16 protein-coding genes are annotated in these 18,813 nt (G+C 70.1%); 7 read left to right on the forward strand and 9 right to left on the reverse strand.

From position 1 onward, the window contains the following. From ABD716_RS10780 to ABD716_RS10800, 5 genes are all read right to left on the reverse strand, one after another. Positions 1-1,077, reverse strand: a complete 1,077-nt coding sequence (locus ABD716_RS10780) for a hypothetical protein (RefSeq protein ID WP_344776678.1) — start codon at positions 1,075-1,077, stop codon at positions 1-3. Further along, the gene (locus tag ABD716_RS10785; RefSeq protein ID WP_344776680.1) at positions 1,074-1,760 is read right to left on the reverse strand and encodes a hypothetical protein; all 687 of its coding nucleotides are present in this window, start codon (positions 1,758-1,760) and stop codon (positions 1,074-1,076) included. Before ABD716_RS10785 ends, ABD716_RS10780 begins: the two co-directional genes overlap by 4 nt. Beyond that, positions 1,757-3,175: a hypothetical protein gene (locus tag ABD716_RS10790; protein ID WP_344776682.1), complete on the reverse strand. Its 1,419-nt coding sequence runs from the start codon at positions 3,173-3,175 to the stop codon at positions 1,757-1,759. Before ABD716_RS10790 ends, ABD716_RS10785 begins: the two co-directional genes overlap by 4 nt. After that, positions 3,172-3,456, reverse strand: a complete 285-nt coding sequence (locus tag ABD716_RS10795) for a hypothetical protein (protein ID WP_344776684.1) — start codon at positions 3,454-3,456, stop codon at positions 3,172-3,174. The genes ABD716_RS10790 and ABD716_RS10795 overlap by 4 nt, the downstream gene beginning before the upstream one ends. A gap of 83 nt (positions 3,457-3,539) precedes the next feature. Beyond that, positions 3,540-4,217, reverse strand: coding sequence for a hypothetical protein (locus ABD716_RS10800; protein ID WP_344776686.1), 678 nt, complete (start codon positions 4,215-4,217; stop codon positions 3,540-3,542). A gap of 177 nt (positions 4,218-4,394) precedes the next feature. Here ABD716_RS10800 and ABD716_RS10805 point away from each other — a divergent pair, with 177 nt between their 5' ends. After that, the gene (locus ABD716_RS10805; protein ID WP_344776688.1) at positions 4,395-6,584 is read left to right on the forward strand and encodes a chorismate-binding protein; all 2,190 of its coding nucleotides are present in this window, start codon (positions 4,395-4,397) and stop codon (positions 6,582-6,584) included. Here ABD716_RS10805 and ABD716_RS10810 read toward each other — a convergent pair. From ABD716_RS10810 to ABD716_RS10825, 4 genes are all read right to left on the reverse strand, one after another. Beyond that, a complete protein-coding gene (locus ABD716_RS10810) occupies positions 6,571-7,074 on the reverse strand; it encodes an amino-acid N-acetyltransferase (RefSeq protein ID WP_344776690.1) in 504 nt (167 codons plus the stop codon). The genes ABD716_RS10805 and ABD716_RS10810 overlap by 14 nt on opposite strands. A gap of 60 nt (positions 7,075-7,134) precedes the next feature. Further along, positions 7,135-8,586 (reverse strand): MFS transporter, encoded by a 1,452-nt coding sequence (locus tag ABD716_RS10815; RefSeq protein ID WP_344776692.1) that lies wholly within the window; start codon positions 8,584-8,586, stop codon positions 7,135-7,137. 224 nt (positions 8,587-8,810) lie between these two features. Then, entirely contained in the window at positions 8,811-11,342 is a 2,532-nt protein-coding gene (locus tag ABD716_RS10820) for an ATP-dependent Clp protease ATP-binding subunit (RefSeq protein WP_344776694.1), read from the reverse strand. Positions 11,343-11,477: 135 nt separating this feature from the next. Further along, on the reverse strand, positions 11,478-11,918 hold the full coding sequence (locus ABD716_RS10825; RefSeq protein WP_344776696.1) for a hypothetical protein: 441 nt from the start codon (positions 11,916-11,918) through the stop codon (positions 11,478-11,480). Between the two features lie 51 nt (positions 11,919-11,969). Between ABD716_RS10825 and ABD716_RS10830 the strand changes: the two genes are divergently transcribed. From ABD716_RS10830 to ABD716_RS10855, 6 genes are all read left to right on the forward strand, one after another. Further along, a complete protein-coding gene (locus ABD716_RS10830) occupies positions 11,970-12,983 on the forward strand; it encodes a pirin family protein (protein ID WP_344776698.1) in 1,014 nt (337 codons plus the stop codon). 68 nt (positions 12,984-13,051) lie between these two features. Further along, positions 13,052-14,050, forward strand: a complete 999-nt coding sequence (rfbB, locus tag ABD716_RS10835) for a dTDP-glucose 4,6-dehydratase (protein WP_344776700.1) — start codon at positions 13,052-13,054, stop codon at positions 14,048-14,050. 66 nt (positions 14,051-14,116) lie between these two features. Further along, positions 14,117-15,511 carry a sugar nucleotide-binding protein gene (locus ABD716_RS10840; protein ID WP_344776702.1) on the forward strand — a complete coding sequence of 465 codons (1,395 nt, stop codon included), beginning with the start codon at positions 14,117-14,119 and terminating at the stop codon, positions 15,509-15,511. A gap of 31 nt (positions 15,512-15,542) precedes the next feature. After that, positions 15,543-16,856: a UDP-glucose dehydrogenase family protein gene (locus ABD716_RS10845; RefSeq protein WP_344776704.1), complete on the forward strand. Its 1,314-nt coding sequence runs from the start codon at positions 15,543-15,545 to the stop codon at positions 16,854-16,856. Positions 16,857-16,867: 11 nt separating this feature from the next. Next, positions 16,868-17,740: a glucose-1-phosphate thymidylyltransferase RfbA gene (gene rfbA / locus ABD716_RS10850; protein WP_344776706.1), complete on the forward strand. Its 873-nt coding sequence runs from the start codon at positions 16,868-16,870 to the stop codon at positions 17,738-17,740. A gap of 19 nt (positions 17,741-17,759) precedes the next feature. Beyond that, positions 17,760-18,560 (forward strand): NYN domain-containing protein, encoded by an 801-nt coding sequence (locus ABD716_RS10855; RefSeq protein WP_344776708.1) that lies wholly within the window; start codon positions 17,760-17,762, stop codon positions 18,558-18,560. The last annotated feature ends 253 nt before the right edge of the window (positions 18,561-18,813 follow it).

The following is an 18,813-nucleotide window of genomic DNA, read 5'->3' on the forward strand; positions in this document are numbered from 1 at the left end:
TCATTCCCCCTGTTCCATCACCCAGCGTGCCCGCACGACGATGTTGTCGAAGAGCAGCAGCAGCGCCTCGCGCTGCTCGACGTGCGGGCTCGAGAAGCTGTACTGCGCGAGGCCGCGCCCGTCGGGGAACGCGAGCCAGTAATCGACGACGAGCAGTTCGCGATCGGCGCCCTCGAGCTCCGCCGCCGCGCGGCGCAGGCGCGTGTGCCGGATGAACGGGCCGGCCGGCGTCTCGGCGCCCACGAGCTCATCATCGGCGGCGAGCTCACCGCGCAATCGCTCGGTCATGCGCTCGAGGTGGCTCGCGTCGCCGATCGCCGGGCCGAGCTCGTGCCAGTACAGAGCGAGGTTGACGGCGGCCGCAGCCTTGTCGCTGCGGCGCACCAGGAACGCGAGGAAGCGCCCGCCCGCGCCGAGCGCCAACTCGGACGCACGAGTGAACCACGCCTCGAAGTCGGCGCGCAGCTTCCTGTTCAGGAATCCGCCCAGCTGTGCGTCGAGCAGTCTGCGCACCTGCTGCGCGCGCACAGCGGCGTCCGTGACGTCGATGACGGCCCAGTCGGTGCTCAGGGGCGTGTCGATCGCGATGGCGCGGTCGCCCGGCTGCGCGGCTTCGGGCATGCCGCCCGCGGCGGCCCACGCCACCTCGTCGTCGAGCAGACGCGGCTCGAGCGACCACAGGACGTCTTCGACCGTCGCACGCACCGGGTGCGGGCCCGCCGGATCGAAGCGCACGTACTTGATCAGGTGCTGCTGTGCGCGCAGGAATCCGCCGAGGCCGCTGCCTTTGACGACCTCGAACCTCTTGGCCGGGTCGTCGCTGAGAAATCTCGCGAGCGCCTCTGTCGACGAGAAGATGCCGAAGTCGAACGCCTTGTCGCCTTCCGGCTCGTCGGTGCGGTAGACGCGATACTGTGCGTCGCCGCCGTCGACCTCGATGAGCGGGACGATCACGTAGTCGTGGCGCAGCGCCTGGCCGATGGCAGGCACGTCGACGGATGCCAGCGCAGCGGTCAGCCGCTCGGAGCCGACATCGGGGGCGGACTCAACATAGATCGGCTCGTCGTGGTCGCTCATGTCGCCTTCCGGGAATCGTCAGCCGGCTCGAGGCGGATCGAGTGCAGCGGCTTCGCGGCGCCGGCGATGATGCGCTCGGCGAGGGCCTCAGGGTCGCCGAAGGCGCGGAAGAGCTCGACCTCTACGGGACCGTCGGCCGGGTCGGGGTGAGTCTCGTCGAACGGGTGCAGCAGATACGCGCGCCCGTCGTCCCACTCGGCGGGCCAGCCGTCGGGCGCGGTGACGCGCGGCAGTCCGGTTGTCGGCTCTTCGGTGAGCTCGACGGCGATGCGGCGGCCGTCGGCCACGGCGTTCAGGGTGGTGGCGGGTGCCGGGGCCGTCGCCGCGGCCCAGTCGGCGCGCGCGACGGGGCGGTGGGGTCGCTCGAGGGAGAGCTGGAACTCCCCGAGCAGGCGCTTGCCTGCGATGTCGGTCGTGAGCGGCTCGGCCGCCGTCTCGGCGGGAATCGCCCACACCCAGGCCTGCCCCCACCAGCGCCCGTCGAGCGCGCCGGCGGCAGCCACGGTGGCGTGCACGAGCAGCTCAGCGGCATCCGTCGTCGGTGGGTCGACGACCCGCGCCCAGGTCGAGAAGCCGCCGTCCGGCGGAATCGACGCGGCGGTGCGCACCTCGATGACACCGTCGCCTGCGCCGTCGTACAGGAAGAGCGGTTGCCGGAAGTCGAGCTCGGAGACGCGCGTCACGGCAGCTCGAAGGACTTGTCGTACAGAATGCTCAGGCCTTTGCCGCCGCCGTTCTCGTACTGGCCGGGGAAGATGTACTCGGAGGAGCCGCCCGGGCCGCCCTCGAGCGGCAGGGCGTGGCGGCTCAGCACCATCTTGCTCGGGTCGTCGACGCGTACGACGACCATGCGATCGGCCGAGTTGCCCGGCGGCAGTCCGAAGGCCGCACGCGGGTTCTCGAGCATGAACGGTGCGTCTCGCGTGAACGAGGCGCCGCTGATCGTCGAGCCGCCCGGCTGACTGCTGTAGAGGCGGTAGAGGATGTCCCCCTCGTTCAGCTCCGGCACGTCCTGAGCGTACAGTCGCATGACCTCGTCGAACTCGGACGGCTTCATCGCCGCGAGCTGCTCAGGGGTGACGTCGAGGACGTTCGTGCCGGGGCTCTTGGGCGCGTCGCGCGAGATCTGATTGATCTTCGCCGCGGCCTGCTCGTACTTGTTCGCGTTCTCGGCGACGGTGGTCGCGGTCTCGGTGACGGCGACGCCTTCCTTGCCTGCGGTGGCGAGCACGCGCAGCGCGCCGCCGATGCCGATGCACGCGAGCGCCGCGCCGATGATGCTGACGATCGCCGTCGTCCAGCTGCGGTCGCCGGTCGCGGCGAGCACGGTGTTCCCGATCGCGTTGACGACGGCCGCGACCGCGGTGACGACGAGCAGCGCCGCCGCGAGCACCTGCCCGACGACCGGAATCCAGGCGACGCAGAGCGCGAGCACGCCCGCGATGCTCGCCACGATCCCGGCGATGTCCGTGATCTTCTCGAGCAGGTCTTTGCCCCAGTTGTCCCACCAGGAATCCTTGAGCCCGTCATGGCTCGTGATCTCGTGGATCTGCGAGATCGCGCGCTCAGCCGCGGCGTCGCGCGTCGCGACGGCCTCGTCGATCTGGCTGCGCGCGCCGCTCAGGGTCGCGTTCGCATCGTCGGCGTCGTCACCTGCGCGCTTCGCGAGATTCGTGTACTGCAGGGCAGAGGCCGGGTCGGTCTCGTTCTGTGCGAGGTGCAGGTAGTACTGCTGGTTCGAGTTCGCCGAGTCGGATGCCTGGCGCGCCGAGCTCGCCCGATACAGCGCCGCCGCCGAGTCGTCCTGCGCGTTGCGCAGCACGGGCGCGTACGCCGTCAGAGCTTGACCGGCGGCCCGATAGCGCGCCTCGGCCTTGCCGATGTTCGAGGCGACCTCGCCGGTCTTCTCGAGAAGCTTGTCGACCGCCTGCGAGATCTGGCCGTCGAGTTCGATCCCGTCGAGCTTCCGCTTCGCCCCGACAATCGCCTCGGCCACGGCGAGGTAGTCGGCGCCGCCCGCAGCGACCACGTCGGGGTCGCCCGGAACCGGATCGCCGTCGTAGCCGATCTCGCGCCACTGCGCGGCCGCGGGCCTCACTGCCCGCTCACCGCATCGCCGAGTGCCTGGTCGGTCTGGCCGAAGCCCTCGCCGATCTCGGTCGCGAACTTCGCGAGCGTCTGGATGTCGCCCGTCATGGCCTTCCGCTTGTCGTCCCACTGGTGGGCGAAATCGCGCACGGCGTCGGCGAGGCCGCTGTGCCCGACGGCGTCGGCGATGCGGTCGCTGTTCGTGTTCGCGTCGGCGAACTCGGTCGCGACGCGCCCGAGCTCGCTCCCCAGCTCGGCATACATCCCGACATCGACGCGCAGGTCAGGCATCGGCTCCCCCTTGTGTTCCCCTGTGCACAGAGATTATCGGGCACTCGCGGAGCGAACGATGGGGAGCGCTCCCCACACGAGACTCAGTAGAGCAGGAACTGCTTCGAGGTCTTCGACTCGATGCCGTCGACAGAGACCTTGAGGTGGTAGGACGCGCCGCCCGCCGGAACCGCCGGGCGCTTGCCGCCGCAGGTCGACTTCGACGAGCGGGTGCGATCCCACGCGATCGGCTGCGTGGTCAGGGTCTTGCCCGGCTCGAGCTTGATGTCGGTGTGCACGGGGTTCGTCTGGCAGTCGGTCGACGTCCAGTACGGCTCGGAGCCGCTCGTGATCGTGAAGACCATGGTGGCCGTGCCCGCGTCGATCGTGCACATCGCCTGCCCCGTGTTCGTCAGCGAGAGCGAGAGCAGCGGCTGGGCGGTGGCGGCGTAGCGCGAGGCATCCGTGATCGCCTCGACATCGACGTTCGCGGGTGCGCACGGCTGCCCGGCGGTCGGCTTGGGCGTCGCGGTCGCGACGGGCTTGGCGCTCGACTTGGGGCCGGGGAGCGCGCTCTGCGAGCCCGACGGCGCCGGTGTCCCGTTCGCCACGGTGCCCGCGGCGCCGCCGTCGCCGGCCGTCGCGGGACCCCCGGAGCCCGGGCGGAAGATGAGCAGCAGAACGCCCGCGATGATCGCGAGCAGGATCAGGAGCACCATGAGGCGTCGACGCCGGTAGACGGCGGCTGATCTGCGGCCGACGGGGTGGTGGGGCGTCGACATGTGCGCAGGCTATCCCGACCGTGCTACTGTCCCTGGCATGCACACGCGCCTCGCCCAGAACTGGTGGCTCGCCTCTTAGGCGAGCCGACGCGTGACCACACGACGACCGCCTCTCGGGGCGGTCGTTTCGCGTAGCGGGGCGAAGGTCCCGACCGGCGGCAGACCACGAGGACTGCCATGGACCACCCCCTGCTCTCACGCATCGCCGCGTCAGACGGCGAACTCCCCTTCGCGCTGCTGCGCCGCCACGGCGGCCCCGACGTCGAGGTGCTCACCGGCGAGGTCGTCGACGTCGACCGGCTCGCCGACATCCCCCTCGACGGGCGCGCGGTGCTCTCGGCCGTGCCGTTCCGGCAGGTGCGCGAGCGCGGGTTCGCCGCGCACGACGACGGCGCGCCGCTGCGCAGCCTGATCGTCAGCGAGAGCGAGCGGATGCCCCTGCTCGACGTGCTCGCCGCGCTGCCCGCCGTGCCCGCGCCCGCGGAGGCGCAGGGGTTCGACGTGCCCGATGAGGAGTACGCGCGCATCGTGCGCCGCGTGATCGACGACGAGATCGGGCGGGGCGAGGGCGCCAACTTCGTCGTCAAGCGATCGTTCGTGGGGCATACGGATGCCCCGGCCGTACCCGCCCTGCTGTCGTGGTTCCGCGCCCTGCTCACCGACGAGTCGGGTGCGTACTGGACGTTCGCCGTGCACCTGCCCGGCGGCCGCGCGCTGTCGATGGTCGGGGCGACCCCCGAGCGCCACCTCTCGGTGCGCGACGGCGTCGCGATGATGAACCCGATCAGCGGCACCTACCGGCACCCCGCGGGCGGCCCCACCCGCGCCGGCGTGCTCGACTTCCTCGCCGACGTGAAGGAGAGCGAGGAGCTCTTCATGGTCGTCGATGAGGAGATGAAGATGATGAGCGCGGTATGCCCCGCGGGCGGCCGCATCCTCGGGCCCTATCTGAAGCAGATGTCGCGCCTCACCCACACCGAGTACCTGCTCGAGGGCCGCACCTCGCTCGACGTTCGCGAGGCACTGCGGCGCACGATGTTCGCGCCGACCGTCACGGGCTCGCCGCTGCAGAACGCCTGCACCGTGATCGCACGACACGAGCCGAAGGGGCGCGGCTACTACGCGGGCGTGCTCGCGCTCTTCGAGCCGAGCGCCGCGCTGGTCGACTCGGCGCAGCCTGCCGCGCTGGTCGACTCGGCGCAGCCGCGCGCCGCGCTGGTCGACTCGGCGCAGCCTGCCGCGCTGGTCGACTCGGCGCAGCCGAATGGAGACCGGCACAGCTACGCCCTCGACGCGCCGATCCTGATCCGCACCGCATACCTCGGCGAGGGCGGCCGCATCGAGGTTCCGGCCGGGGCGACGCTCGTGCGGCACTCGACCCCGGAGGGCGAAGTCGCCGAGACGGCCGCGAAGGCGTCAGGGGTGCTCGCGGCGCTCGGGCTGCTTCCGCCTGCGGGCCCCGGCCTCCATTCGGCTGCGCCGAGTCGGCCCGCGGGGCAGGCAGCGCCGAGTCGACCCGCGGGGCAGGCAGCGCCGCGTCGACCCGCGGGGCAGGAAGGGCCCGCGGATCTCGCGTCGCTCCCCGGCGTCGCCGAAGCGCTCGCTGCGCGCAATGAGCGGCTCGCGTCGTTCTGGGTGCGACCGCAGGGGGCGGATGCCGCGGCGTCGCCGCTTGCGGGGAAATCCGCACTCGTCATCGACAACGAGGACCAGTTCACGACCATGCTCGCCCATCAGCTGCGCCACCTCGGCCTCGAGGTGCGGCTCGCGCACTGGGCCGCGGTCGAGCGCGTCGATGAGGACGATCTCGTCGTGTTCGGCCCAGGGCCGGGCGACCCGCGCGACCTCTCCGAACGCAGGATCGCCCGGCTGCGCGCGCTGATGCTCGAGCGCGTGCGGGCCGCGGCCCCGCTGCTCGCGGTCTGCCTCAGCCACCAGGTGCTCGCGGGGCTCGCGGGCTACGACCTCGCCCCGCTGCCCGCACCGCGCCAGGGCGTGCGCCTCGACGTCGACGTCTTCGGCGAGCCCGCCGCCATCGGCTTCTACAACACCTTCGGCGCCCGGGCGGCGGCCACCGCCTCGCACGCAGAGGTCAGGCTCGAGGCATCCGTCGACCCTGACGGCATTGTGACGGCGCTGCGCGGGCCGGGCATCGCCTCGATCCAGGGCCATCTCGAATCCGTGCTGTCGGGCGACGGCTTCGCGACCCTGCGCCGGCTGACCGAGCACGCGCTGGCCTCCCGCAGCGACCTGTTCCCGTTCCGGACGGATGCGCCTGCGGCTGCGGGCACCGACGTCCGGAACGGGAACAGCTTGCCGGGGAGCCGGGTGCCGGGGAACCGGGTGCCGGCGCCTAGAGGTGCTTGATCATGCGGGTGTTGCCGAGGGTGTTCTGCTTGACGCGGGCGAGGTCGAGGAACTCCGCGACGCCGTCATCGGTCGAGCGCAGCAGCTCGGCGAACACCGCCGGGTCGACCGTCTCTGAGCCCATGTCGGCGAAGCCGTGGCGGCCGAAGAACTCCGTCTCGAAGGTGAGGCAGAACAGGCGCGAGAGACCGAGATCACGGGCGTCCGCCTCGAGGCGATCGAGGATCGCGTGCCCCACGCCGCGCCCCCGCCACTCGGACGCCGCGGCGAGCGTGCGCACCTCGCCGAGGTCCTCCCACATGACGTGCAGCGCGCCCACGCCGATCAGATGGCCGTTATCGTCTTCGGCGACGCGGAACTCCTGCACGGCTTCGAACAGCGTCACGAGCTCTTTGCCGAGCAGGATGCGCTGGTCGACCAGCGGTGAGATGAGGTCGCGGATGCCCCGCACGTCGCTCGTGCGCGCGCGGCGCACGCTGAATCCAGTCACGCCTCAACCGTAGCGGCGCGCCGCGGCAGGCTTCCCCGTCGCGGCGCGCAGCGCCGAGGCTCAGTGCGCCTCTTCGGTCTCGCGCGAGCCGGTCAGGTAGAGCGCGCCCCAGCCGGTGATGATGCCGACGACCACGCCGATGACGATGAAGGTGACGCTCTCGCCGTGGAAGAACGAGGCGACCAGTGAGGGGGTCCAGACGCCCGCGGGCAGAACCTTGGTGACCAGTGCGGCGATCAGGGTGCCGACGACGGCGGTGCCGACGCTGGTGCCGAGCTCCTGACCGGTGTCGCTGAGCGCGGTGCCGATCGACGTGCGGTTCTCGGGCATCGCGGCCACGAGCGCCACGCCGCAGACGGTCATGATGCTGCGCAGACCGAGGGTGAGCGTCACCATGAAGATCGCGACCGCGAGGTAGCCGTGCGAGACGCCCCAGGCGAGGCCGAACAGCGAGCCGGCGAGCAGGGCCGCCGAGATGAGGGTCGTGACCCGGTGCCCGAACCGCTTCACGAGCCACTCGGTGAGCGGCGCCGCGGCGACCATCGTCGCGATCATGGGCAGGTTGGCGAGGCCGGCGCGCACGGGGCTCCACCCGTAGGCGTACTGGAAGTGCAGGATGAGGGCGAACATGACGGCCGCCATCGCGACCGCGGCGCCGATCTCGGCGATGAACGCGCCGCGGATCGTGCCGTTGACGAACAGGCGCAGGTCGAGCATCGGCGACGGCGTGCGCAGCTCGTGCCAGACGAATGCGGCGAGCGCCGCCAGCGCGCCGATCACGGAAGCGATCGTGGCGGCCGACAGCCAGCCGTACTGCACACCGCTCGTCCCGACGAAGCAGGCGAGGCCGATCGTCACGATGCTGAGGATCGCGCCGGGCAGGTCGAGCTTGTCGGTGGTCAGGTCCTCGCGGCGGTCTGCGGCGACACCGATGCGCACGCCGACCACGGCGATGAGGGCGATCGGGGCGTTCACCACGAGCAGCCACTGCCAGCTGAGGTGCGCGAGCGCCGTGCCGCCGAGCACCGGGCCGAGGATGAATCCGCCCATTCCGACGACGATCATGAGGGTCATCGCGCGCATCCGCTCGGCCTCGCCTTCGAACAGGCGGAAGACGAGCGAGTTGGTGATGGGCGCCATGGCGGCCGCGGCGACGCCGAGCGCGGCCCGCAGCGCGATCAGCTCGCCCGTGGAGTGCACCCAGATCACCAGCAGGCTGAGCAGGCCGAAGACGGCGAGCCCGATCAGCAGCACGCGTCGGCGCCCGAACCGGTCGGCGATCGAGCCGGCGGTCAGCAGCAGGCCGCCGAAGGTGAGCGAGTAGGCGCCGGTGACCCACTGCAGAGCGGTGGTGCTGCCGCCGAGATCACGCCCGATGGTCGGCAGCGCGATGCTCAGCAGCGTGTTGTCGACCATCTCGACGAAGAAGGCGAGGCAGAGTGCCGCGAGCGGAATCCAGGCCGCGCGCAGGGAGGGGTAGCTCCGGGTGGGTGCGATGGTCGTGGTGGTCATGGCAACCAGTGGACCAGGCCCGACTTTCACGGGACTGTCGTGCCGCTTTCACGCCGCTCACGCGGCGTGCCGCCCGCGGTCGCCCACCCGCGGTCGCGCTGCTCGGATCCGCCCGACGCTGCCCGGATCCGAGCAGCGCGAAGCGGATCCGAGCAGCGCAATGGGTGCGTGCACGACGAAGGGCCCCTCCTGCCGAAGCAGGAAGGGCCCGTCGAACCGGACAGCTAGTCCGAGGTGATCGCGAGGTCAGGGGTGACACCGCCGGCGACGTGCGAGCCGCCGCCTGCGATGCTGCCGACCTTCTCACCGCGCGGCGCGATGCCGAAGGTGAAATCGCCCGACTCGAAGTCGACCAGCACGTGGTCGCCCGCGTTGAGCTCGCCCGCGAGGATCTTCTCGGAGAGCCGGTCCTCGACCTCGCGCTGCACGGCGCGGCGCAGCGGCCGGGCGCCGAGCGACGGGTCGAAGCCGATCTCAATGAGGCGGTCCTTCGCGGCATCCGTGATCTCGACGGTCAGGTCGCGATCGAGCATGCGCGTGCCGAGGCGCTTGATGAACAGGTCGACGATCTGGCGCAGCTCGGGCTTGGTCAGCTGCGGGAACACGATGATGTCGTCGACACGGTTCAGGAACTCGGGCTTGAAGTTCTTCTTCAGCTCCTCCATCACCTTGCCGCGCATACGGTCGTACTCGCTGGACTGGCCGGTGTCGCCCTCGGCCTGGAAGCCGACGGGACCGCCCGAGATCGCTGCGGTGCCGAGGTTGGTCGTCATGATGATGACCGTGTTCTTGAAGTCGACCACACGGCCCTGGCCGTCGGTCAGGCGGCCCTCTTCAAGGATCTGCAGCAGCGAGTTGAAGATGTCGGGGTGCGCCTTCTCGATCTCGTCGAAGAGCACGACCGAGAACGGCTTGCGGCGCACCTTCTCGGTGAGCTGGCCGCCCTCTTCGAAGCCGACGAACCCGGGAGGGGCGCCGAACAGCCGCGAGACGGTGTGCTTCTCGCCGTACTCGGACATGTCGAGCGAGATCATCGCCGACTCGTCGTCGAAGAGGAACTCGGCGAGCGCCTTGGCGAGCTCGGTCTTACCGACGCCCGTGGGGCCGGCGAAGATGAACGAGCCCGACGGGCGGTGCGGGTCCTTGAGGCCGGCGCGCGTGCGGCGGATCGTCTTGGCAAGGGCCGAGATGGCCTCTTCCTGGCCGATGACGCGCTCGTGCAGCGCCTTCTCCATGAAGACAAGGCGCGAGGACTCCTCTTCCGTGAGCTTGAAGACGGGGATGCCCGTCGCCTGCGCGAGCACCTCGGCGATCAGGCCCTCGTCGACCTCTGCGGTCGTCTTGACGTCGCCCGACTTCCACTGCTTCTCGAGGCGCAGCCGCTCGCCGAGGAGGTTCTTCTCCTCGTCGCGCAGCGAGGCGGCCTTCTCGAAGTCCTGGTCCTCGATGGCGGCTTCCTTCTTCTCACGAACGCCGGCGATCTTCTCGTCGAACTCGCGCAGCTCAGGCGGAGCCGACAGGATCGACAGGCGCAGGCGGGCGCCGGCCTCGTCGATCAGGTCGATCGCCTTGTCGGGAAGGAAGCGGTCACTGATGTAGCGGTCGCTCAGGTTCGCCGCGGCGACGATCGCGCCATCGGTGATGGACACCTTGTGGTGCGCCTCGTAGCGGTCACGCAGCCCCTTCAGGATGTTGATCGCGTGGGGCAGCGACGGCTCGGCGACCTGGATCGGCTGGAAGCGGCGCTCGAGCGCGGCATCCTTCTCGAAGTGCTTGCGGTACTCGTCGAGCGTGGTCGCGCCGATCGTCTGCAGCTCGCCGCGGGCGAGCAGCGGCTTGAGGATCGACGCTGCGTCGATCGCGCCCTCTGCGGCACCCGCGCCGACGAGCGTGTGGATCTCGTCGATGAAGGTGATGATGTCGCCGCGGGTGCGGATCTCCTTCGTGACCTTCTTCAGGCGCTCTTCGAAGTCACCGCGGTAGCGGGAACCGGCGATGAGCGACCCGAGGTCGAGCGTGTAGAGCTGCTTGTCCTTCAGCGTCTCGGGAACGTCGCCGCGCACGATCGCCTGGGCGAGACCCTCGACGACGGCGGTCTTGCCGACGCCGGGCTCGCCGATCAGCACGGGGTTGTTCTTCGAGCGGCGCGACAGGATCTGCATCACGCGCTCGATCTCCTTCTCGCGCCCGATCACCGGGTCGAGCTTGCCCTCGCGCGCGGCCTGCGTCAGGTTGCGGCCGAACTGGTCGAGGATCTGCGAGCCGGCCTGCGCCTGCTGCTGCTCGTTCGCACCGCCGACCTGCACCTGCTCCTTGCCCTGATAGCCGGACAGGAGCTGGATGACCTGCTGGCGCACCCGGTTCAGGTCTGCCCCGAGCTTCACGAGGACCTGGGCTGCGACACCCTCGCCCTCGCGGATCAGGCCGAGCAGGATGTGCTCGGTGCCGATGTAGTTATGGCCGAGCTGCAGCGCCTCGCGCAGAGACAGCTCAAGCACCTTCTTCGCACGCGGGGTGAAGGGGATGTGGCCGGTCGGCTGCTGCTGACCCTGGCCGATGATGTCCTGCACCTGCTCGCGCACCGCGTCAAGGGAGATACCAAGGGACTCGAGGGCCTTGGCGGCGACGCCCTCGCCCTCGTGGATCAGCCCGAGCAGGATGTGCTCGGTGCCGATGTAGTTGTGGTTGAGCATCTTGGCCTCTTCTTGAGCCAAGACGACGACCCGGCGGGCCCGGTCCGTGAACCTCTCGAACATTAGTCACCTCTCGTCACGACTGGGCTGGCAGCCGCGTTACATCGAGAGTAACCAGGGGGTCAGGGGATGCATGCCCCTGTTCGCCCCAGGCGTGATCGGGTCTCCATTCGGCTTCGCCGAGTCGACCAGCGGGAGCTACTTCTTCTTCTTGATCGGCGCGAGGTAGAAGTGCGTCTGCTGGGCCGTGAACTGGATCGTCACCTCGCGGTCGAGGTTCGGCGGGGTCTGGAAGACGGTCGTGAACGGCATGTAGCCGTCGGGGCAGTCGCCCGCCGCCTTCTTCAGCTTCATGGTGATCTGATCGGGCGCCGTGACCTTGTAGCCGGTCGCGTACGGCGGGCAGTCGGCCGAGCCGTACAGGGTGACGGCGAACTCGTCGCCCGCCTTGTCCATCCACACCGCCCAGGGCGCGCCGCCGGCGCTCGACGCCGGCGCGGTGACGCCTTTCGGCTCGCCCTTGTAGTGCTCGACCGGGTCGGGCGAGACGGATGCCTGCTGCGCGCAGCCCGCGAGCAGAAGACCCGCCGCGGCGAGCGCGGCGAATCCCTTCATCAAGCGGGGGCGGGGGCTGCGCATGCGCAACATCGTAGAGGGGCGCAGGTGTCCGAACGCCGTAGGCTCGCACGCGTGAGCAACCTCGAGCTCGACCCGACCGAGTTGCTCGGCGACTGCCGTGCGGCCGGGGAATCCGCAGCGCCCATGGTGGTGCTCCAGCCGCGTGAGGTGCCGCTCGGCGGCCCGCGCGCGATGACCGTGCACCGCACGCTGCCGCAGCGCCGCCGCTCGACGATCGGCGCCTGGTGCTTCCTCGACCACTACGGCCCCGACGATGTGTCGGCCACCGGGGGCATGTCGGTGCCGCCGCACCCGCACATCGGCCTTCAGACCGTGTCGTGGCTGTTCCGCGGCGAGATCCGGCACCGCGACTCGGTCGGGTCGGACGCCCTCGTGCGGCCCGGCGAGCTGAACCTCATGACGGCCGGCCATGGCATCTCGCACACGGAGTACTCGACGCCCCAGACGGCCGTGCTGCACGGCGTGCAGCTGTGGCTGATGCTGCCGGATGCCGCGCGCGACCGCGCCCCGTCGTTCGAGCACACCGAGCCCGAGCCGTTCGAGCTGAGCACGGATGCCGGCGCAGCGGTGCGCACCCACGTGTTCATCGGCGCGCTGCGCGACCACCCGGAGCACGCCGCCCAGGCCGGCGTGCACTCGCCTCTTCTCGGCGCGCAGCTCGAGCTGCCGTGCGGCGCGGAGCTCGATCTGGGCCTCGACCCCGCCTTCGAGCACGGAGTCCTGGTCGACCAGGGGCGCGTCGAACTCGACGGGGCTCCGCTCGCGGAGCGCGAGCTCGGCTATCTCGAGCCGGGCCGCACCCGGGTCCGCATCTATGCGACCGCCGCGACGCGCCTGCTGCTGCTCGGCGGTGAACCGCTCGGCGAGCCGATCGTGATGTGGTGGAACTTCGTGGGTCGCAGCCACGACGACATCGTGCGCGCCCGCGAGGACTGGCAGCAGCAGGCCATCGACGGGCCGCGGTCGCCAGGCGGCCGGTTCGGCTTCGTGCCCGAGTCGCGCGGGGAGGGGCCGCTGCCGGCTCCCGTGCTGCCGACCGTGCGCCTCACGCCGCGAAGACAGTAGGCCGTTGCCGTGCTCACGGGTCGGCCGCCCTCCCCGGGCCGCAGGAGCCTCCCGCTAGCCTGGTGCGCATGCGCAGAGTCCTCGTCACCGGTGGCGCCGGCTTCATCGGCTCGAACTTCGTCCACTACCTGATCGAGAACACCGACGACCACGTCACCGTTCTGGACAAGCTGACCTACGCCGGGAACCTCGCGAGCCTCGCGGGTCTGCCCGAGAGCCGGTTCCGCTTCGTCAAGGGCGACATCGCCGATGCCTCCGTCGTGGATCCGCTGGTCGAGGCATCCGATGTCGTCGTCCACTACGCGGCCGAGAGCCACAACGACAACTCGCTGCACGACCCGCGCCCGTTCGTCGACACGAACCTGGTCGGCACGTTCACGCTGCTCGAGGCGGTGCGCAAGCACGGGGTGCGCTACCACCACATCTCGACCGACGAGGTCTACGGCGATCTCGAGCTCGACGACCCGCAGCGCTTCACCGAGCAGACGCCCTACAACCCGAGCTCGCCCTACTCGTCGACCAAGGCCGGCAGCGACCTGCTCGTGCGCGCCTGGGTGCGCAGCTTCGGCGTGCAGGCGACCATCTCGAACTGCTCGAACAACTACGGGCCCTATCAGCACGTCGAGAAGTTCATTCCGCGCCAGATCACCAATGTGCTCACCGGCGAGCGGCCCAAGCTCTACGGCGCGGGCCTCAACGTGCGCGACTGGATCCACGCGAACGACCACTCGAGCGCCGTGCTGACCATCGTCGAGAAGGGCGTGATCGGCGAGACCTATCTCATCGGCGCCGACGGCGAGAAGGACAACAAGTCGGTGGTCGAGCTGATCCTGAAGCTCACCGGGCAGCCGACGGATGCCTACGACCACGTCGTCGACCGCGCAGGGCACGACCTGCGCTACGCGATCGACTCGACCAAGCTGCGCACCGAGCTCGGGTGGCGGCCCGAGTTCCAGGACTTCGAGGCGGGGCTCGCCGCGACCATCGACTGGTACCGGGCCAATGAGGCGTGGTGGATGCCGCAGAAGGCCGCGACCGAGGCGAAGTACGTCGCACAGGGCCAGTGACGCCGGGCGGCGCCTGTCACGCGACGGTAACTCGCCCTTGATCGACCCTAGATAGACTCCCCAGCGATGCCCCCGAAGCCGCTCGCGCTGCACGAGACCCCGATTCCCGGCCTGCTCGTGCTCGATCTGCCGGTGCTCGGCGACAACCGCGGCTGGTTCAAAGAGAACTGGCAGCGCGAGAAGATGCTCGCCGTCGGCCTGCCCGATTTCGGGCCCGTGCAGAACAACGTCTCGTTCAACGACGAGGTGGGCGTCACCCGCGGCATCCACGCGGAGCCGTGGGACAAGTTCGTCTCGGTCGTGCACGGGCGGGTGTTCGCTGCGTGGGTCGACCTGCGCGAGGGGCCGAGCTTCGGCTCGGTCTTCACGATCGAGATCGACCCGTCGGTCGCCGTGTTCGTCCCGCGAGGCGTCGGCAACTCGTATCAGACGCTCGAGCCCGGCACCGTCTACTCGTACCTCGTGAACGACCACTGGTCGCCGGATGCCGGCGCGAAGTACACCTTCGTCAACCTCGCCGACGAGACGGTCGCGATCGACTGGCCGATCCCGCTCGATGAGGCCGTGCTGAGCGACAAGGACAAGGCGCACCCGCGCCTCGCGGAGGTGCGGCCGATGCCGCCGCGCAAGACCCTCGTGCTCGGCGCGAACGGGCAGCTGGGGCGGGCGCTGCGCGAGGTCTACCCGGGCGCCGAGTTCGCCGACCGCGCCGCGCTCGACCTCGCCTCCCCCGGCGTCGAGACGGCCAGGCCGTGGCGCGACTACGGCCTCATCGTGAACGCCGCGGCATACACGCGCGTCGACGAGGCCGAGACGGATGCCGGGCGCCGCGCCGCCTGGGCGGCGAACGCCACCGGCGTCGCGGCGCTCGCCCGCGTCGCCACGGCGAACGGCATCACGCTCGTGCACGTGTCGACCGATTACGTCTTCGACGGCACTGCCGACGGCCACCCCGAAGACGAGCCGTTCAGCCCCCTCGGCGTCTACGGCCAGAGCAAGGCGGCGGGCGACGCGATCGTCGCCACCGTGCCGCGCCACTACGTCGTGCGCACCAGCTGGGTGATCGGCGACGGGCCCAACTTCGTGCGCACCATGAAGGGCCTCGCCGGGCGCGGCGTCGACCCCGCCGTCGTCGACGACCAGGTCGGGCGGCTCAGCTTCACGAGCGACCTTGCGGCCGGCATCCGGCACCTCGTCGACTCGGGGGCCGCCTACGGCACCTACAACCTGACCGGTTCGGGGGCGCCGCTAAGCTGGGCCGCGGTCGCCCGGCGCGTGTTCGCGGCCGTCGGCGCCGAGCCGGCGCGCGTGCGAGCGGTCACGACCGACGAGTACTTCTCCGGCAAATCGGCGGCTCCGCGACCGCTCAACAGCGTGCTGCCCCTCGACAAGATCGAGGCGACCGGCTTCACCCCGCGCGACCATCTCGTCGCCCTCGACGACTACCTGTCCCACGACTGACACCGCCCCACGACTGAAAGAGAGAAGCATCGTGCGCATCACGGTCATCGGCTGCGGCTACCTCGGCGCCGTCCACGCCGCCTGCATGGCGGAACTCGGCCACGAAGTGCTCGGCATCGACGTCGACCAGGCCAAGATCGAGGCGCTGTCGGCCGGTCGCGCGCCGTTCTTCGAGCCCGGTCTGCCTGAGCTGCTGGCTTCCGCGAGCGCGACGGGGCGGCTCAAGTTCACGACCGACTTCTCTCAGGCGGCCGGCTACGACGCGCATTTCATCGCCGTCGGCACGCCGCAGAAGAAGGGCGAGTACGCGGCCGACATGACCTATGTCGACGCCGCGGCGACCTCGCTCGCGCAGTACCTCAAGCCCGGCGACCTCGTGATCGGCAAGTCGACCGTCCCGGTCGGTACCGCCCGCCGCCTGGCCGAGATCGTGAAGGCCGCGCAGCCCGAGGCCGAGCTCGCCTGGAACCCCGAGTTCCTGCGCGAGGGCTTCGCCGTCGAAGACACGCTGCGCCCCGACCGCCTCGTCTACGGCGTGCCCGACGGCGAGGCAGGCGAGAAGGCCAAGGCGGTGCTCGACGAGATCTACGCCGTCGCCCTCGGCAACGACACCCCGCTCGTCGTGACCGGCTACGAGACCGCCGAGCTGGTCAAGGTCTCGGCCAACGCGTTCCTCGCCACCAAGATCTCGTTCATCAACGCGATCGCCGAGGTCGCCGATGTGACGGGCGCCGATGTCACCAAGATCGCCGACGCGATCGGCTACGACGCGCGCATCGGCCGCCGGTTCCTGAACGCGGGCCTCGGCTTCGGTGGCGGATGCCTGCCGAAGGACATCCGCGCCTTCCAGGCGCGCGCGGGCGAGCTCGGCGCCGACCAGGCGCTGACCTTCCTCAAGGAGGTCGACGCCATCAACATCCGCCGCCGCGTCCGCGCCGTCGACCTCACGCGCGAGCTGCTCGACGGCTCGCTGCGCGGCAAGAAGGTCGCGGTGCTCGGCCTCGCGTTCAAGCCGGACTCCGACGACATCCGCGACTCGCCGGCGCTCGACGTCGCCGCGCAGCTGCGCGCACAGGGTGCGCGCGTCGTCGCGTTCGACCCCGAGGCCGTGCCCAACGCGCAGCGCCAGCACCCCGAGCTCGACTTCGCCTCGTCGGCGGAAGAGGCTGCGGCCGACGCCGACGCCGTGGTCGTGCTGACCGAGTGGAAGCAGTTCCGCGAGCTCGACCCGGTCGCCTTCGGCGAGAGCGTCGGCGCGAAGAACATCCTCGACGGCCGCAACTGCCTCGACCCCGAGAAGTGGCGCGCCGCGGGCTGGCACTACCGGGCGCTCGGCCGGCCGTAGGGAGGGACGCGATGCGCGGAGTCATCCTCGCCGGCGGCTCGGGTTCGCGCCTGTGGCCGATCACCAAGGGCATCTCGAAGCAGCTGATGCCGATCTACGACAAGCCGATGATCTACTACCCGCTGTCGACGCTCATGATGGCGGGCATCAACGAGATCCTGATCATCACGACGCCCGAGTACAACTCGCAGTTCCGCGCCCTGCTCGGCGACGGCTCGCAGCTCGGCATCCGCATCGAGTACGCCGTGCAGCCCTCACCCGACGGCCTGGCGCAGGCCTTCATCATCGGCGAGGAGTTCATCGGCGACGAATCCGTCGCGCTCGTTCTCGGCGACAACATCTTCCACGGGGCCGGCCTTGGCACGGCGTTGCGCCAGCACACCGAGATCGACGGCGGCCTGATCTTCGCCTACGAGGTGAGCGACCCGCGCCGCTACGGCGTCGTCGAGTTCGACTCCGAGTTCCGCGCGCTGTCGATCGAAGAGAAGCCGACCGAGCCGAAGTCGAACTACGTCGTGCCCGGTCTCTATTTCTACGACAACGACGTCATCGAGATCGCGAAGTCGATCGAGCCGAGCCCGCGCGGCGAGCTCGAGATCTCGACCGTCAACGAGCGCTACCTCGCGGCGGGCAAGCTGCAGGTGCAGGTGCTGCGCCGCGGCACCGCATGGCTCGACACCGGCACCTTCGAGTCGATGATGCAGGCATCCGAGTACGTGAAGGTGATCGAGGATCGCCAGGGATTCAAGGTCGGATGCATCGAGGAGATCGCCTGGCGCGCCGGGTGGATCGACCTCGACCAGCTCGAGGAGCTGGCGCAGCCGCTGCGCAAGAGCGGCTACGGGCAGTACATCCAGCGCCTCGTCGACACGGCGCGGCGGTAGACGGGGGTACGGTCGCAGCATGCCGGAGACGCCGCACCTCGCCGTTCTGATCGACGCCGACAACGTGGCGCCCCGGCACATCGGCGCGCTGCTCGCCGAGGTGAGCAAGTACGGCGACGCCTCGGTGCGCCGCATGTACGGCGACTGGACCGGCCAGCAGCTCAAGGGCTGGAAGGACGCCGTCAACGAGCACGCCATCCAGCCCGTGCAGCAGTTCGCCTACACCGCGGGCAAGAACGCGACAGACAGTGCGCTCATCATCGACGCGATGGACCTGCTCTACACGGGGCGGTTCGACGGGTTCTGCCTCGTCTCGTCGGACAGCGACTTCACGCGGCTCGCCTCGCGGCTGCGCGAGTCCGGTGCGACGGTCTACGGCTTCGGCGAGCGCAAGACGCCGCAGGCCTTCGTGAACGCCTGCAACCGCTTCGTCTACCTCGACGTGGTCGAGTCTGCGGTGGCTGCGGCGGCGGCCGACTCGGCGAGCGATGCCGACGGCGCGGCCAAGACCGGCGGCCGGTCGAAGCACGGGGCGGCGCCTTCGGCACCCAAGCCCGCGGCGCAGAACGCGCTGCGGGGCGACGCGCGGCTGATGACCCTGTTGCGCACGGGCATCCGCGATGCATCCGATGACGAGGGCTGGGCCAATCTCGGGGCCGTGGGAAATCTCATTCGCAACCAGGCGCCCGACTTCGACTCGCGCAACTGGGGCTTCGCGAAGCTCGCCGACCTCGTGGCCGCGATCGGCCTGTTCACGGTCGAGCGGGTCGCGTCGCCGAACGGCGGCTCGGTCATCCACATCAAAGACGAGCGCCCGTAGCCCCGGGCCTCCTCTCTCCTCGGTGCCTCCTCTCTCCTCGGTGCCTCCTCTCTTACCCGAGCTCCGGTTCCCCCGAAGTGTGAGTTCGGGTCCCCTACGCCGCGCTCAAGCCGCCCAAACTCACACTTCGGGGGAAAGGAGGCGAGGGGGGAGAGAGGAGGAGATGCCGAGGAACTACAGCTAGTTGTACTGACCTGGATCGTTGTTGACGTAGGAGAGGCCTCCGGGGTCGAGTTGGAGCTGTCTAGTTCCC

This window comes from Gryllotalpicola kribbensis (genome assembly GCF_039538245.1).
In the GTDB taxonomy this organism is placed as follows: domain Bacteria; phylum Actinomycetota; class Actinomycetes; order Actinomycetales; family Microbacteriaceae; genus Gryllotalpicola; species Gryllotalpicola kribbensis.

Coding starts and splice junctions, on each gene's coding strand:
- ABD716_RS10780 (WP_344776678.1), bottom strand. CDS start 1,077: ATGAGCGACCACGACGAGCCGATCTATGTTGAGTCCGCCCCCGATGTC.
- ABD716_RS10795 (WP_344776684.1), bottom strand. CDS start 3,456: ATGCCTGACCTGCGCGTCGATGTCGGGATGTATGCCGAGCTGGGGAGC.
- ABD716_RS10800 (WP_344776686.1), bottom strand. CDS start 4,217: ATGTCGACGCCCCACCACCCCGTCGGCCGCAGATCAGCCGCCGTCTAC.
- ABD716_RS10805 (WP_344776688.1), top strand. CDS start 4,395: ATGGACCACCCCCTGCTCTCACGCATCGCCGCGTCAGACGGCGAACTC.
- ABD716_RS10815 (WP_344776692.1), bottom strand. CDS start 8,586: ATGACCACCACGACCATCGCACCCACCCGGAGCTACCCCTCCCTGCGC.
- ABD716_RS10820 (WP_344776694.1), bottom strand. CDS start 11,342: ATGTTCGAGAGGTTCACGGACCGGGCCCGCCGGGTCGTCGTCTTGGCT.
- ABD716_RS10825 (WP_344776696.1), bottom strand. CDS start 11,918: ATGCGCAGCCCCCGCCCCCGCTTGATGAAGGGATTCGCCGCGCTCGCC.
- rfbB (WP_344776700.1), top strand. CDS start 13,052: ATGCGCAGAGTCCTCGTCACCGGTGGCGCCGGCTTCATCGGCTCGAAC.
- ABD716_RS10840 (WP_344776702.1), top strand. CDS start 14,117: ATGCCCCCGAAGCCGCTCGCGCTGCACGAGACCCCGATTCCCGGCCTG.
- rfbA (WP_344776706.1), top strand. CDS start 16,868: ATGCGCGGAGTCATCCTCGCCGGCGGCTCGGGTTCGCGCCTGTGGCCG.
- ABD716_RS10855 (WP_344776708.1), top strand. CDS start 17,760: ATGCCGGAGACGCCGCACCTCGCCGTTCTGATCGACGCCGACAACGTG.